The following is a 15454-nucleotide window of genomic DNA, read 5'->3' on the forward strand; positions in this document are numbered from 1 at the left end:
CATGATGTCGTCTCTCTGATGACACCCCCGAGGGAGCTGTCCGTGACCCCGGCCGACCAGCCGTCCTCGCCCGGCACCGACGCCGAGAGCCTCGCGTCGTTCCTTGCCGCGGCGGCGGCCCTCAACGCCATAGACGACGCCCTGCGCGCCGCCCGGAACAACCTCCCGAACGCCCCCGACGCTCCCGGTCCCGGCCCGGACGAGGCCCTGGCCTCCCTGATGCTTCTGCGGCAGGTCCGCGAGCAGCTGGCCGGATGGGAGACCGGCCTGATCGAAACAGCCCGCGCCGCCGGCGCCAGCTGGGCCGATCTCGCCCATCCGCTCGGAGTCGCCAGCCGCCAGGCCGCCGAGCGCCGCTACCTGCGCGGCCGCCCCGGCCCGGCCGGGACCACCGGCGAGCAGCGCGTCCAGGCCACCCGCCAGGCCCGCGCAGCCGACCGCACCACCGCGACCTGGGCCCGCCGTAACGCCGCGGACCTGCGCCGCCTCGCCGGCCAGATCACCGCACTCACCGGACTGCCGCCCGCTGCCCGCCGCCCCGTCAGCGACCTCCACGCGGCCCTCGCCCGCGACGACCCCGCGGAACTCATCGCCCCCTTGACCGCCGCCCGCCCCCACCTTGTCGCCGCCCACCCCGACCTCGCCGCCCGGCTCGACACCCTCACAACCCCGTAGTGCGAGTCAACAATCCAGCCGCCCGCCGGTGGTGCCGGGCCTGTGGGCAGTCGGACAGACAGGGGGGCGGAGGCGGCTGAGATCCCTCCCAGCGGGCAGACGCCTTGGACAACACGTCATGCCGACACGGCGATGGAGCACATGACGGGCAGCGCGTGGCGGTGGCTTCATGGTCGTCAGCCATTGCTCGAAGCGGAGGGGCTGCGATGCGGGAGAGTGAGCAGGCGGGGAGCACGATGTCCCGGCAGGCCCGGCTGCGGGCGGCGGTCTGGTACGGCGGCCGGTCGCCGGTGATCGGGGAGGCCCGTGATTTCACCGGGGCGTTTCTGGACCGTGCCGTGGTGCGGGGTGTCGCGGTGGCCGATGTGAAGCGGGGGGACGCGCTGCTGGTGGTGAGTGAACTGGTCACCAATGCCGTACGGCACGCGCCCGGCCCCTGCACCCTCGCCCTGGACATGCACGACGGCCTGCTGCAGATCGCCGTGTCCGACACCTCCGCACAGGCCCCGCAACCGCAGACCTTCGGGCCTCAGCGTCTGGGCCAGCACGGCCTGGAGATCGTGCTGGCCTTGTGTACCAGGGTCGACACCTCGACCACCGAGCGCGGCAAGACCGTCCGTGCGCACCTGTCGGTCCTCTGAATCCTCTCCCCCAAGTCCGATCCTGCGGGCCCGACCCATCCGGGGGAAGTCGACACCGGCCGGAGACCGGCACTGGGCTGATCCCGGGGCCGCACTCGTGGTCGGCGGCACCGCAACCGCCCGGAAAGCCGGAAAGGTGGCACATTGTTCAGCGAACGCCTGCGGATCAACACCGCTGTCACCCCCCGGGGCATCACGGTGGTCACTCCGGCCGGAGAGCTCGACTACAACAGCGCCCCCGCCCTTCAGGAGGTCCTGACCGCGACCGGCCGGCTGCCCTGCGCGGTCGTCGACTTCTCCTACATCTCGTTCATCGACTCCACCGGGATCGCCGCCCTGCTCCACGGCAACCGGACCCTGCACGCCGCGGGCGGCTGGCTACGCCTGAGCAGCATTCCCGGGGCGCCACTGCGCGCCATGGAGATCGTCGGCGTGGACCACGTCATCGACGTCTACCCGACACTTCACGCCGCCCTGCAGACATAACCCCCTCGGCAGTCCGCTCAAGCTTGGGACGAGTGCCCTGGGACAGCCCCGTGCCGATCGCGTTCACCTTCCGCACTACCGGGACCGTGCCACACGGTGCGCCACGTCACGGACCGGCGCCGCCGGTCGACCTCTTGCGGGGCTTCCGTGACGCGTGCCACGCTGAATCCCCTGTGCCGCACAGGAATGCCACCTGGGCGGCCCCGTAAATCCCTGCATCCCCCCATCTTCGTGTGTGAGCGCTAACAACAGCCCCTCACGATGAGTACTCTCAGGGAGAATCTCGTGGATCGCAAACGCAGAAGACTGCACTTCAGAACGTGGCTGATCGGCCTGGTCTCCACGGCGCTGGCCGCCGTGGGAGTCTCGTTCGTGGCGACGTCGGCACAGGCGGCGAGCGGCTGCCAGGTCGACTACAGCATCACGAATACGTGGCCAGGTGGCTTCGGCGCGAATGTGAGCGTTACCAACCTCGGTCAACCGATCACCAGCTGGCAGCTGACGTGGTCCTTCGCCACCGGGCAGAGCATCACCCAGCTGTGGAGCGGCTCCTACACTCAGAGCGGCACCCAGGTCACCGTGACCAACGCTTCCTACAACGGCAGCCTGGCCACCGGCGGATCCACCACCTTCGGCTTCAACGGCGCCTATACCGCCACCAACCCGGTCCCCACCGCGTTCACCCTCAACGGGACCACCTGCACCGGCGGCGTCACCACCACGCCGCCGACCACACCGCCCACCACACCGCCGACCACGCCCCCCACGACTCCCCCCACCACGCCGCCGACGAGTCCCCCGTCGACGTTCAGCAACCCCGTGCTCTGGGAGGACCTCGCCGATGCGGACGTCCTGCGGGTGGGTGACACCTACTACTACTCGGCCTCGACGATGCACTACTCGCCCGGGGCGCCGATCCTGCGCTCCTACGACCTGGTCCACTGGGAGTTCGCCGGCCACTCGGTGCCCTCGCTCGACTTCGGCGAGAAGTACAACCTGAACGGCAACGGGCGCGCCTACGTCGACGGCGTGTGGGCCTCGTTCCTGAACTACCGCAAGAGCAACGGGAAGTTCTACTGGGGAGGCTGCATCGACTTCAACAAGACGTACATGTACACCGCGTCCTCGGTCGAGGGCCCCTGGACACGGGGTTCGGTGATCAACAACTGCTACTACGACGCCGGGATGCTCGTCGACGACAACGACACCATGTACGTCGCCTACGGCAGCGGCACCCACTATGTCGCCCAGCTGTCGGCCGACGGGCTGAGCCAGGTCCGCAGCCAGGCGGTGTTCACCGATCCGTCCAGCACCGGAACGACCGAGGGCAACCGGATGTACAAGGTGGGCGGCGCCTACTACATCCTCGTCGACCACCCGGCCAACGCCGAATACGTCCTGAAGTCCACCAACGGCCCCTTCGGCCCCTACACCGAACAACCGCTGCTCAACAACGTCGGCACCCCCATCGTCGGCGGTGGCGTTCCGCACCAGGGCGGGATCGTGCAGACGCAGAACGGCGACTGGTACTACATGGCCTTCGTCGACTCCTACCCCGGCGGACGCGTCCCGGTGCTGGCCCCCATCAAGTGGAACTCCAGCGGATGGCCGGTGCTCCAGACCGTCAACGGCGGCTGGGGTACCACCTATCCGTACCCGAACGTGCCCGCCCCGCCGCGTGAGGTGAAATCCCCCACGGGCACCGACACCTTCACCGGGCCCGCTCTCGGACCCGAGTGGGAGTGGAACCACAACCCCGACAACACCAAGTGGTCCGCGAACAACGGCCTGACCCTGCAGACCGCTACGGTGACCAACGATCTGTACTCGGCACGCAACACCTTGACCCACCGGATCCTGGGACCCACGTCCACCGCGACGGTCCCACTGGACTACTCGGGCATGCACGACGGGGACCGGGCAGGACTCGCGCTGCTGCGCAACTCCTCGGCCTGGATCGGCGTCAAACGCGACAACGGCACCGCCCGTCTGGTGATGACCAACAACATCACCATGGACGGCAGTTGGAACACCACCAGCACCGGCACGGAGGTCGCGAGCACAGCACTGTCCGGAGGCAAGGTCTGGCTGCGCGTCAACGCCGACATCCATCCGGGCACCGGCAGGCAGGGGCACTTCTCCTACAGCACCGACGGCGTCAACTTCACCGCCTTCGGGCCGGGCTTCACGATGGACAACAGCTGGCAGTTCTTCATGGGGTACCGGTTCGCGCTCTTCAACTACGCGACGCAGGCGCTCGGAGGCTCCGTCAAGGTCGGCCAGTTCACCCTGTCCACGCCCTGACCCCCCCGGTGCGCCGTTGAACGAGCCGGCACCCGCGCGGAGGCGCGCGGGTGCCGGCTCCCGCGCCATGCCGCGCAGATGCCGCGCCGAACGGGCCTCCCCCGGCAGCCGGCGCGCTCCCTCCGCACTCAGCGTGAGGGCCGTGACCGTTAGCGCTCACATGCGAGAGGCAAGGCACCGGGTCGGACATCCGAGGGAATCCCGGCCGTTCCGCCGGGTTGCGCGCCGGGGTCTGTCCTGCTGATCTGCCGCGTCCTGGGCTACGACACCCTGAGAGGAGTACGCGTTCTGGGCCCCTCGGATCTGCTGCATGGCCTGCCTGCGCATGGCCTTGGACTGGCTGGGCCACGTCCCCGCCCCCGAACGGAAAGCCGTCCGAGATGCGGCGCGAACCGACTGCGCCAGTCGGGGGTGAGGACTGTGAGCGGTGGCGGGCACCGGTCGGTCACGACATGCCCGCGCTACTTCCTCTTGAGCGTGAAGTCCGTGATGACCGCGACTCCCTTCTTGATCTTCACCGTCGCCACGGTCGGCTGGTAGCCGTCCTTGGCGACGATGACCGTCAGCGGGTTGTTGCGGGTGTCCAGCCACAGGGCGTAGGTGCCGTCGGCCGCCGTCGTCAACGTGTACGTCGACGCCCAGCTGTCGACCTGGACGGTGGCTCCGGCCAGCGGGGCGGTGCCGCCGGTCGCGGTGACGCCGTAGACGGTGCCGTTCGTCTTGCCCCAGGTCTTGGGCGGGTCGACGTGCAGGCTGACCGGAATCGCGGCCACCGGGTACGGCGTGTCGCTGCCCGCGGTGACCTGGGCGGTGAAGTCACCGGGCTGGGTGATCTCGGAAACCGAGGCGTCCAGCGTGACGGTGACCGCCGAGCTCGCGCCGGGCTGCAGCGTGAGCTCCTGCGTGCCCTCGCTCAGCCAGCTGACGTCGGCGGAGCCTTCCTGTGCGTAGCCGGGGAGCAACTCCACCGCGGCGACCGGCGAGCCGGGTGCGTCGCCGCCGCCGACCTTGTAGAAGCCGGCCGCGCCGCCGCCCCTGTACGTCGGGACGTTGGCGTTCGGCAGGGCGCTCCACGTGCCGGAGGTCGGGTCGAAGGCGTAGCCGCGGTTGGTCAGGGCGTTCTGGCTGATGCCGCCGGAGAGCAGCAGCAGGCCGTTGGCGGAGGCGGAGGCGGAGGCCCACTGCGGAGCGGGCAGGTCTGCCACCGGCGACCAGCTGTCGCCCGCCGGGTCGTACACGTAGGCGTGCGCGACCTCGGAGTCGCCGGAGAAGCCGCCCGCACAGTACAGCCGGCCGTCGATGGCCGCGCAGGACTGCCAGGAGATCGGCTCCGGGTAGGGGGCGATGGCCGTCCAGCTGTCGGTGGCCGGGTCGTAGGCGGCGGCGTCGGTGGTGCCGCAGGCGCTCGCGCCGCAGCCGCCGATCATGTAGAGCTTGCCGTCGAGGACCGCGCTACCCGATCCGGCGTAGGGCTTGGGCGCCGGGGCGCCGATGGTCCAGCTGTCGCCGGCGGGGTCGTAGACCTCCAGTTTCGGGTCGGGACTGCCGGATGCGCCCCATCCGCCGACGGCGTAGAACTTGCCGTCGATGAAGCCGTGCGCCGCGGCCTCCCGGGTGTCGGCCGCCGGGGCCAGCTTCGTCCAGCCGCCGGCGGACGGGTCGAGGACGTAGATGTCCTTGCTGTCGGCGGAGCCGGTGTAGCCGAAGGCGGAGTAGACCTTGCCGTCATAGGTGCCGACGGCGTTGTCCATCACGGCTTCGGGGAAGTCCGGGGCGGTCTGCCAGGCGTCGTCCGACGGTCCCGCGGTCGACGGCGGGGTGCCGCCGGACGGGTGCGCCTTGCTGGACAGCGGGGAGAAGGTGCCCTTGACCGTCCTGAGCGGGGCGCCCTGCTCCTGGACCTGGAAGCCGCCGGAGCGCTCGCCGAACTTGATCGTGGCGGGAGCGCCGCCGGTGTTCTTCACCGTGAGCTGCCGGGTGGTCTTCGCGCCCCAGCCGACGGTGGCGTCGACCGTGCCCGGGGTGACCTTGAGCCGGCCGGCCTTGAGCGGGAAGTTCGCCTCGACGGCGCTGTCCGCGCTCACCTTCACCGTCTTGGCCTTGGTGGTGTAGTGGCTCTTGGCGGCGTTGAAGGCGTGGCTGCCGAAGGTGCTGGAGAACAGGGAGTAGAAGCCGTCGCCGAGGTCGGGGTCGTCGGGGGTGGCGACGGTGGTGGCGCTCTGGGCGGTGTCGTCCTGGCTGGTGACCGTTGCGCCGACCACGCCGTCGGAGGTGTTGGCGTCGGACACGGTGCCCACGACGAGGGCGCCGGGGACCGTGGTCAGTTCGCGGTTGCCGACGAAGACGTCGTCGACCGACCACCACCAGCCGAAGTGCGAGGTGAAGTGGAACCGCACCTGCACGGCGGCCTTGCCGGCGAAGTCGGTGAGCGGCACCTCGAACCTGGCCGGTCCGGTGATCCCCGAGGCGGTGGCCCAGACCTTGGTCCAGGTCGCGCCGCCGTCCGAGGTGGCGTCGACCTCGGCGGTCTGGCCGCCGATCGAGGTGTACTCGGTGTCGAAGGCGAGTTCGGGCGAGTTCTTGCCGGTGAAGTCGTAGACCGGGCTCACCAGTTGGGTGTCCTGGCTGGCGGACCCGCCGAAGTGGTCGCTGTCGGCCACCGCGAACGCGCCGTCGCCGCCCGTCTTGTTGCCGCGCGAACCCGGGTCGTCGAACTCCCAGCCGCCGGTGGTGCCTTCGGCGTTGACGACGCTCCAGCCCTGCGGGGCGGCGTCGGTGGAGTCGAACGTCTCGGTCGGGCCGGCCAGACGCTGGGTGTAGCCGCGGGCGGTGCCCGCCCAGGTGTCAACGGGCACGGAGAGGTTCAGGCTCGCCGCACTGTCACCGATCGTGACGGTCTTGGTGACGGTCTGGTAGCCGGGATCGTTCGCCGCCACGTGCAGCGTGTAGTCGTGCCCCTGGGGCAGCGACAGGGAGTACGAGCCCGTGGCGGGGTCGGTCCACACCGAGCCGGGGACACCGTCCGCGGTGATCTTGGCGTAGAGCGGCCAGCCGTGTCCTGAGCCGTCGGTGACCTTGCCGGACACGGTCCGGCTCTGCACCGAGGTCAGGGTGTAGTCCTTGGTGAGGGTGGAGCCGTCGGCGACCGCCACGGCCTTGTCGGTCGTGGTGGCGTAGCCGAAGGCGTCCACGGTCACGTCGTAGGTGCCGACGGGGACGGAGAGGTCGTAGGTCCCCGCCGCGTCGCTGTGCGCGACATTGGTGCCGGCGCTGATCGTGGCACCGGAGATCGGCTTGCCCGTGGCGGAATCCGCGACGGTGCCGGTCAGTTCACCGTGCGGACCGCTGCGGAAGGCGGCCAGGCCGCTGGGCGTGCCCAGGCCGGTCGGTCCGTCGTAGCCGGCGCCCCCGGTGCACAGATACGCCGGCGAGCACGAGCCGTTGGAGCCCGTGGTGATGTCGTTGACCCCTGAGGACGCCGCGTACGGGTACGAGTTGGGGTACGAGCCCGCCACGGGGGTTCCCGCGTCGGCGTAGACGCTCGCGATGATCGGCGACGAGACACTCGTGCCGCCGTAGACCGACCAGCCGCCGGCGCCGTAGGTCTGGTAGACCGCGACGCCCTCGGCCACCGCGGAGACGTCGGCGAGCGCGCGGTTGGCGCAGCCGGTGTCCTTCTGGAAGGCGGGCTTGGGTTCGTAGAGGGAGCAGCCGGAACCGGCGTCGCTCCAGGCCGACTCCGTCCAGCCGCGGGCGGTACCCGGGTCGCGGGTCAGCGTGGTGCCGCCGACGGCGGTGACGTACTGCGAGGCGGCGGGGTAGCCGACGCCGTACGCGTAGTCGCCGGTCGAGACGGTCACCGCGACGCCCGGGTGGTTGAAGTAGGCGTCGAAGGCGGTCGCCTCGGAGGGGTCCTCGCCGTTGCCGCCGCGGTAGTCGCTGCCATAGGAGTTGGAGACGAACTTCGCGCCGAGCGCGACGGCCTCGTCCACCGACGCGCCGAGGTTCTCGAAGCCGTTGTCGTCGGCCTCGACCAGCAGGATGTGCGCGTAGGGCGCGACCGCGGAGACCATGTCCAGGTCGAGCGAGATCTCACCGGCCCAGCCGGGGTCGGGGGACGGGTAGCTGCTCCCGCCTCGCTGGTCCACCTTGCTGAAGCAGCCGTTGGCTGTCGTACAGGCCGGCAGCCCGTACTGCTGGCGGTAGATCGCGAGGTCGGCCTCGGCGTTAGGGTCGTCGAAGGCGTCGACGATGGCGACGGTCTGACCTGCGCCGCCGTCCGTCGGGAGGCTGTAGGCGCTCTGCAGGTCGGGCGCCCCCCAGCCGCTGGGGGTGACGGCGGCCGGGGTGATGCCCTTGACCGGCTTGATGTCGGCGCGGCGCAGGGCGTAGCAGGTGAATTCGCCCTTGCCGGGAGTGGTGCAGGACGGCTCCAGGAGCGGGTGTCCGTCGGTGGCTGCGGCCGGGGACGCGGCGGCGGGCGCGGCGGCCCCGGCCGGAGCCTGGACTCCCAGGACGGCCAGTGCGGTGGCACTGGCCACAGCCAGGCCGGCGAAGATCGTCCGCCGGAGAGGTGGTCTGGTTCTCGTGGAAATGCGCAACGTGTGACTCCATGCGTTCTTGCAGGGGTCGACCCGTGTACGGGCTCTGGGACGACGGTGAATGCGCGTGCAATCACCGGGAGTTATTAGGCGAGTCATGTTCAAGCCATGTCAACAGCTACCAGGAGTGATGCTACGTGACCGAGCGTCAGGGGCGTGAGCCGAACCGCTCATGAACGGACCGAAGTTGATGGGGGTTTCTGTGGGAATACGGTGCGAACTCCGCGACGAAACGGACTCGTTGACGCGACAACGAGTCCCCTGATTCCCACCGGCCCCTCTCGGGGCGTGAACACGTCACGGCGGCAAGCCGCCAGGGGTCAGCATTGACCCGCGGATCACGCCGGTTGGAAGTTTGTGCTGGTCAGTCTGCTTCCGTGTGCCCCCCGCCGTTCTGCGTCCATCCCCCCAGGATCCACCGACCAGCCATGAGCCTCCGCTGTCGTCACTGTCTGGAGTCCCCTTGCCAGCCCCACGCTCTTCCGCGGGCCGAGCGCGTACGCTGCGGCGCATAGCAGCCGCTGCCGCCGCCGTCCTCGCCGTCCTGGCGGTCCTGCTGCCCCAGCAGGCACTCGCCGCACCGCCCCCGGCCACCGCCTCCACCGGGAAGGCGACCGCGGAACCGGCCTGCGGCACGCCCAAACCCGGACACTTCACCTGCTTCACGCTCCGCCGCACCGACCACACCGCCGCGCTCGGCGTGCGGCGCGACGCCACAGGGGCCGGCCTGGCACCGGACGGCTACGCGCCCGCCGACCTGCGGTCGGCCTACGACCTGCCGGCCGACGGCGGGGCCGGTGCGACCATCGCGATCGTCGACGCCTACGACAACCCGAACGCCGAGTCCGACCTCGCGGTCTACCGCGCGCAGTACGGCCTGCCCGCCTGCACCGGCGACAACGGCTGCTTCCGCAAGGTCGACGAGCACGGCGGCGCCGCCTACCCCGCGGCCGACGAGGGCTGGGCCTCTGAGATATCGCTGGACCTGGACATGGTCTCGGCCGTCGCGCCGCAGGCCCACATCCTGCTGGTCGAGGCCGACGCGACCACGTCCGACGACCTGGGCACCGCGGTGAACACGGCCGTGTCCCTGGGCGCGAAGTACGTCTCCAACTCCTGGGGCGCGTACGACGACAGCACGGACAACCTGGCCTACGACGAGGCGTACTTCAACCACCCGGGCGTCGCGGTGGTCTTCAGCTCCGGCGACGACGGCTACGGCGTCAGCTACCCGGCGTCGTCGCCCTACGTCACGTCGGTGGGCGGTACGTCGCTGGTCCGCGACGGCAGCGCCCGCGGCTGGGACGAGTCCGTCTGGAACCGCGTGTCCTACAACGCCGACGGACCGCACTGGGGCGCCACCGGCTCGGGCTGCTCGGACGTGGAACCCAAGCCGTCCTTCCAGTCCGGGGTCGACTGCGCCGGGCGCTCCGTCGCCGACGTCAGCGCGGTCGCCGACCCGGCCACCGGTGTGGCGGTCTACAACTCCTTCTCCGACAGCGGCTGGAACGTCTACGGCGGCACCTCCGCGTCGGCGCCGATCATCGCCGGCGTCTACGCGCTGGCCGGCACGCCGGTCGAGGGCACCTACCCCGCCGCGTACCCCTACCAGCAGCCGGGTGCCCTCAACGACGTGACGCGCGGCGACGACGCCAGCTGCCCCGACGGCTCGTGCGGCTACGGCCCGGTGCCGGACTGCACGCCCGCGTACACCTGCGCCGCGCAGCCCGGCTACGACGGCCCGACCGGCCTCGGCACGCCCATCGGCACGGCCGCCTTCAAGCCCGGCCCGCACGGCACCGTCAGCGGCGCCGTGACCGACGCCGGCACCGGGGCGGCGCTGTCCGGCGCGACGGTCAGCCTCGGCGACTACCGGGCGACCACCGACGCCCAGGGCCGCTACCGGCTCGACATCCCGGCGGGCTCCTACCCGTTGAGCGTCTCGGCGTTCGGGTACGCCGACAAGGACCTCGGCCAGGTGCGCGTCGACGACGGTGCGGCGCTCACCGAGAACGTCGGCCTGGCGGCCGTGCCCTCGCAGACGATCTCCGGCACGGTCAAGGACGGCGGACAGCACGGCTGGGGGCTGTACGCCGAGCTCACCGTGGACGGCGTGCCCGGGTCGGTGTTCACCGACCCGGCCACCGGCCGCTACTCGGTGCGGGTCCCGATGAACCGGACCTACACCCTGCACGCGACCTCGCTCTACCCCGGCTACCGGCCGGCCGACGCCACCGTCGCCGTGGGCACCGGCCCGGACACCGCCGACCTCGCCCTGCCGGTCAACACCACCGGCGCACTCCCGCCCGGCTACGAGATGGACTACCGCGGCGGCGGTCTGGAGCCCTTCGCCGCCTCCGCGGCGCCCGGCGGCTGGACGGTCAAGAACAACACCGCGGCCGGCGGCTGGCAGTTCGACGACCCGCTGAACCGGGGCAACCAGACCGGCGCGACCGGCCGCTTCGCCGAGGTCGACGACTACGCCCTCGGCTGGGCACCCGCCGACACCGAACTCATCAGTCCCGCCTACGACTTCAGCGACCAGACCAAGCCCGAGCTGCAGTTCGACACCGCCCTGCCCTCGCTCTACCGGCTGGACGCCCTGACCGCCGATGTCGACGCCAGCACCGACGGCGGTGCCACGTGGACCACGGTGTGGCACCACACCGACGTCATAGGCGGTCCCTCCCACCAGGATGTGCCCCTGGACGCCTACGCCGGGAAGTCCTCGGTGCGGTTGCGCTTCCACTTCACCGGCTCGCTCACCGGCATCTGGCAGATCGACGACGTCGCCGTGGGCACCCCGACCCTGGTCGCCCGGCCCGGCGGGCTGCTCGTGGGCCGGGTGACCGACGCCAACACCGGTGCCGGCGTGCTCGGCGCCACGGTGAGGGGTGTCGCCACCCCGTCCGACTCCGGCCGCAGCGTGGCCTCGCCGGGCGACCCGGCCGTGGCCGACGGCCTGTACTGGATGTTCTCCAGCCGGACCGGCAAGCAGCAGTTCACCGCCGGCCTGCCGGGCTTCGGCTATCCGGCGGTCACCGCCAAGGCGGACGTGCGACCCGGAGCGGTCACCTCGGCCGACTTCGCACTGCACCCCGCGCAACTGCAGTACAGCGTCTCCGCGGTGAGCGCGAACGTCGCCTGGGCGGACAGCAGGACCGTCGACGTCAAGGTGCGCAACACCGGCGGCTCGCCCGCCACCTTCTCGCTCGGCGAGCAGGGCCTGGGCGGGCCCAAGGCGGGCGTGTCCGGCCCCGCGGCGCGCAGGACACCCTCCGCGCTGACGCCCGACACCCTGTTCAAGGCCGCGCCGGCGGCTTCGTCGCCGCCCGCCGCGGCCGCGACGGCCGGCGACACGCCGGCCGACCAGGCGTGGCAGCCGCTCGCCGACCTGCCCGCAGCCTCCTTCGGCGGCGTCGCCGCCGTGGACCACGGCACGCTCTACGCCGGACTCGGCGAGTCGCCGGGCGGGGTGTGGAACGGCTCCTTCGGTTCCTACGACGCGGCGACGGGTGGGTGGAAGACGCTCGCCGCCCCCACGACCAAGCGCTTCGCCCCGGCTTACGGCTTCATCCGCGGCAAGCTGTACGTCACGAGCGGGCGCGACGCGGCGGGCAACCCGATCCCGGGCAGCGAGGTCTACGACCCGGCGACCGACGCCTGGTCCCAGACCGCCGACGTGCCGACCGCCTACGGCGCCTCGGGCTCGGCGGTGGCCGGCGACAAGCTGTATGTCATCGGCGGCTGCGTCCAGGCCAACTGCGGCTTCAACGACGTCCAGGTCTACGACCCCGCGACCGACACCTGGTCGGCCGGTGCGCCCTACCCCGAGCCGGTCTCCTTCCCGGCGTGCGGCACCGTCGACGGGGTCGTCTACTGCTCGGGAGGGGTCTACCAGCCCGACGGCCAGGCCCCGCAGGACACCGTCCACACCTACGCGCTCGACCCGGCCGGCACGTCCTGGCACCGGGTCGCCGACGCACCCACCGACCTGTGGGGTGCCACCGGCACCGCGGCCGACGGCAGGCTGCTGGTGGGCGGCGGCGCGCAGGTGAGCACCGGCGCGCTCACCAACGAGGCCCACGCCTACGATCCGGCCACGGACTCCTGGTCGGCGCTGCCGAACCTGGCCGAGCCGGTGCTCGACGCCCAGTCCGCGCCGGGCTGGTACGTGATCGGCGGGGCGAACGCCTACAGCGTCCCGCAGGCGTCGGTTCAGAAGCTGACCGGCTACGACCAGCCGCACGCCGACGTGCCGTGGCTCACCCCCTCGGCGCCGAAGCTGACGGTCAAGGGCGGCGGTTCGGTCACGGTGCGGCTGACCCTGGACGCCACGGCGATGACCTCGGCGGACGCGGGCACCCACCGGGCCGCGCTGATCGTCGACAGCGACACCCCGTACGGCTCGGTCTCCCTGCCGGTCGCCATGACGGTGGTCCCGCCCGCCGGATGGGGCCTGCTGACCGGCACGGTGACCGGCACGCTCAGCGACGGTACGCGCGCGCCGCTGGCGGGCGCGGTGGTCGAGGTCGACTCCAAGAACGGCGACCTCTCCCTCACCACCGGCCGCGACGGCAGCTACGCGCTGTGGCTGCCGGCCAGGAACAACCCGCTCACGGTCATCGTCGCGGCGACCGGCTACCGCCCGGCGACCCGCACCGTGCGCGTCGTCAAGGACGGCGCGGTGACAGCGGACTTCGCCCTGCTGCGTCAGTGACAGTGCCCGGCGGCCGCACCGCGGTGCGGCCGCCGGCGCACGTCCGCCGGACCGTCCGGCAGGTGGTCCGGCGTCCCCGCGAGCCACGGCTGGCGGGGTCCGGGGGCGGATTCAGCGGTCCGGTCCCCGCCCGTCAGCGGGTGGGGCGCCCCTCGGCGGTTCCGGAAGCCACCAGCCTCTACTGGCGGCGAGCACACCCGCCTGGAACCGGCTGGCGGCGCCGAGCCGGGTGAGCAGCGCCTGGACCCTGCGCTGCACCGTGCGGTGGCCGATGCCGAGTTGGCGTGCGATGGTCTCGTCCGGCATCCCCATCGCGAGCATCGAGATGATCCGCCGCTCCTCGTCGTTGACGAACTCGTCCTCGCCGACCGGCGCGATGCGCCCCGGCATGTACGGCTGCGCCTGTGCCCACAGCGACTCGAACAGCGAGGACAACGCGTCGAGCAGCGCCGAGGGGTGGACCAGGATGCACGCGTCGAGCACCTGCGGGGTGGCCATCAGCGGGATCAGCGCCGCCTGGTCGTCGGCGATGATCAGCTTCATCGGCGCCTCCGGCACGAAGCGCACCTCCTCGCCCGCCGCGATGTCCTCCTCCGCCCGCTCCATCGCACCGGGGGTGTTGAGGCTGTCGCGGGCGTGGATGAACCGGCTGCGCACACCCCGACTGGCGATCATGGCCGCGGAGTTGACCCGTCCGCCGTCGCGGGCCTCGGCGTAGGGCGGCGCGTCGATGCCGCGGATCTCCTTCTCCGCGCGGTTGAACAGCTGCTGCCCGCAACGGGCGACGCCGTCACGGCCGTTGATGACCTGGATCAGCGAGGCCGAGTCGCGGTCACGGCGCGCGTCGCGGTGCCGCTCGGTCAGGAGCTCGGTCAGGGCGCGCACCCGGTGGATGTCCCGCTCCCTGGCCAGCAGGAGCACCTCGACGGCGTGCCCGGGTGGCAGCGCCGTGTAGCAGGCCGGGCTGCCGGGCAGCCGGGAGACGAGCCCGCCGTCCTCCAGATGGACCATGGCAGCGGCCACCGCCTCGGGCTCGATGCCGGTGCGGCGGGCCAACTCCTCGATGGGCAGGGGCAGGTTGTCGACGAGGACGAAATACAGCGTTTCGGCTGGCTGATCCAGACCGAGAACTTCCAGCATGGCCACCTCCGACCAAACGGTAGCTCAAGCAGACCGTTTGGTTGAAGGTGAGACCTTTGGACATGGTGCCTGGTGGGCGGCGACGGACCGTCCCCGCGGCCGGGGTTCCGGCGTCCTGCGGGGCCGACGGAGGGACGTGGCGTCCGTGGACCCCTGAAGCCGCGGCGCGACAGGCTTCCGCGGTGACGGTGCGGTACCTGTACATCAGCGACGCCCAGGCCGACACGCTGCTCGCGCCGGTCGGCCCCCTCAAGACGATCCTCGGTCTCGGCGGAGCCGGCAGCCCACGTCCCCGGTTCGAGCGCGCCGCAGTCCCAGGAGTTCGCGCCGTCCGCGGTGCCGACGCTCCCGGCCCGTCCGGCCTCGGCCGCGTCGGCCGGGCACGGGGAACGGCGGTCCGCCCTCCCGCCGGCGCGGGCGGTCCGGCCGGTGCCGCCTGCGCCGGGCGGTGTTGTACGTCGATGTGCCGGAACTGGTAGACAGCCCCGACCTGCCTCAGCACGCCACGGAGTTCATGGGCGTCGGCCAGGAAGGCCGCGAGATCCGTCGGTACGCGCTTGCGCGAGGCCAGGTAGTGGCGGGAGAGGGTCTCGTACCACCAGGCTGTCAGGCCGACGGCGGCTCCCAGCCCCACCGTCACGCCGTAGGCCACGACCCGCATCTGGAGCTGGACCGATCCCAGCGTCAGCCCGTGCCCGTCGGACACGTCACGGCCGATGCCGTAGCGCATCCCGCCGCCCAGCGGGTACTGGGCTCCGTAGCAGAGCAGAAGCGCCATACCGACCGCGGTGCCGACCGCGGTGGAGGCGCAACGCGGCGAGGTGGGTGAGACCGATGGCCGACCCGCCCGCGAGGCCGATCGCGAACCCCCGCCGGTCCCAGACCCA

At 71.6% G+C, this 15454-nt stretch carries 7 protein-coding genes; 5 read left to right on the top strand and 2 right to left on the bottom strand.

Going from position 1 to position 15454, the window contains the following annotated elements:
* The first annotated feature begins 42 nt into the window (after window positions 1–42).
* The 4 genes from OG900_01385 to OG900_01400 all read left to right on the top strand — a co-directional run bounded on the left by OG900_01385 (window position 43) and on the right by OG900_01400 (window position 4106).
* The gene (locus tag OG900_01385; protein WUH95580.1) at window positions 43–675 is read left to right on the top strand and encodes a type III effector protein; all 633 of its coding nucleotides are present in this window, start codon (window positions 43–45) and stop codon (window positions 673–675) included.
* A gap of 206 nt (window positions 676–881) precedes the next feature.
* Window positions 882–1316, top strand: coding sequence for an ATP-binding protein (locus OG900_01390; protein ID WUH88910.1), 435 nt, complete (start codon window positions 882–884; stop codon window positions 1314–1316).
* Window positions 1317–1460: 144 nt separating this feature from the next.
* Window positions 1461–1802 carry an STAS domain-containing protein gene (locus OG900_01395; GenBank protein WUH88911.1) on the top strand — a complete coding sequence of 114 codons (342 nt, stop codon included), beginning with the start codon at window positions 1461–1463 and terminating at the stop codon, window positions 1800–1802.
* A 285-nt stretch (window positions 1803–2087) separates the two neighbouring features.
* A complete protein-coding gene (locus OG900_01400; protein ID WUH88912.1) occupies window positions 2088–4106 on the top strand; it encodes a family 43 glycosylhydrolase in 2019 nt (672 codons plus the stop codon).
* Between the two features lie 461 nt (window positions 4107–4567).
* On the opposite strand, the gene OG900_01405 is transcribed toward OG900_01400, so the two are convergent.
* A complete protein-coding gene (locus OG900_01405; protein ID WUH88913.1) occupies window positions 4568–8647 on the bottom strand; it encodes a carboxypeptidase regulatory-like domain-containing protein in 4080 nt (1359 codons plus the stop codon).
* A gap of 523 nt (window positions 8648–9170) precedes the next feature.
* On the opposite strand from OG900_01405, the gene OG900_01410 reads away from it, so the two are divergent.
* Window positions 9171–13427 carry a carboxypeptidase regulatory-like domain-containing protein gene (locus OG900_01410; GenBank protein ID WUH88914.1) on the top strand — a complete coding sequence of 1419 codons (4257 nt, stop codon included), beginning with the start codon at window positions 9171–9173 and terminating at the stop codon, window positions 13425–13427.
* Window positions 13428–13538: 111 nt separating this feature from the next.
* On the opposite strand, the gene OG900_01415 is transcribed toward OG900_01410, so the two are convergent.
* Window positions 13539–14567: a LuxR C-terminal-related transcriptional regulator gene (locus OG900_01415; protein WUH88915.1), complete on the bottom strand. Its 1029-nt coding sequence runs from the start codon at window positions 14565–14567 to the stop codon at window positions 13539–13541.
* Window positions 14568–15454: the final 887 nt, after the last annotated feature.

Origin of the sequence: Streptomyces sp. NBC_00433, from assembly GCA_036015235.1 — a bacterium.
In the GTDB taxonomy this organism is placed as follows: domain Bacteria; phylum Actinomycetota; class Actinomycetes; order Streptomycetales; family Streptomycetaceae; genus Actinacidiphila.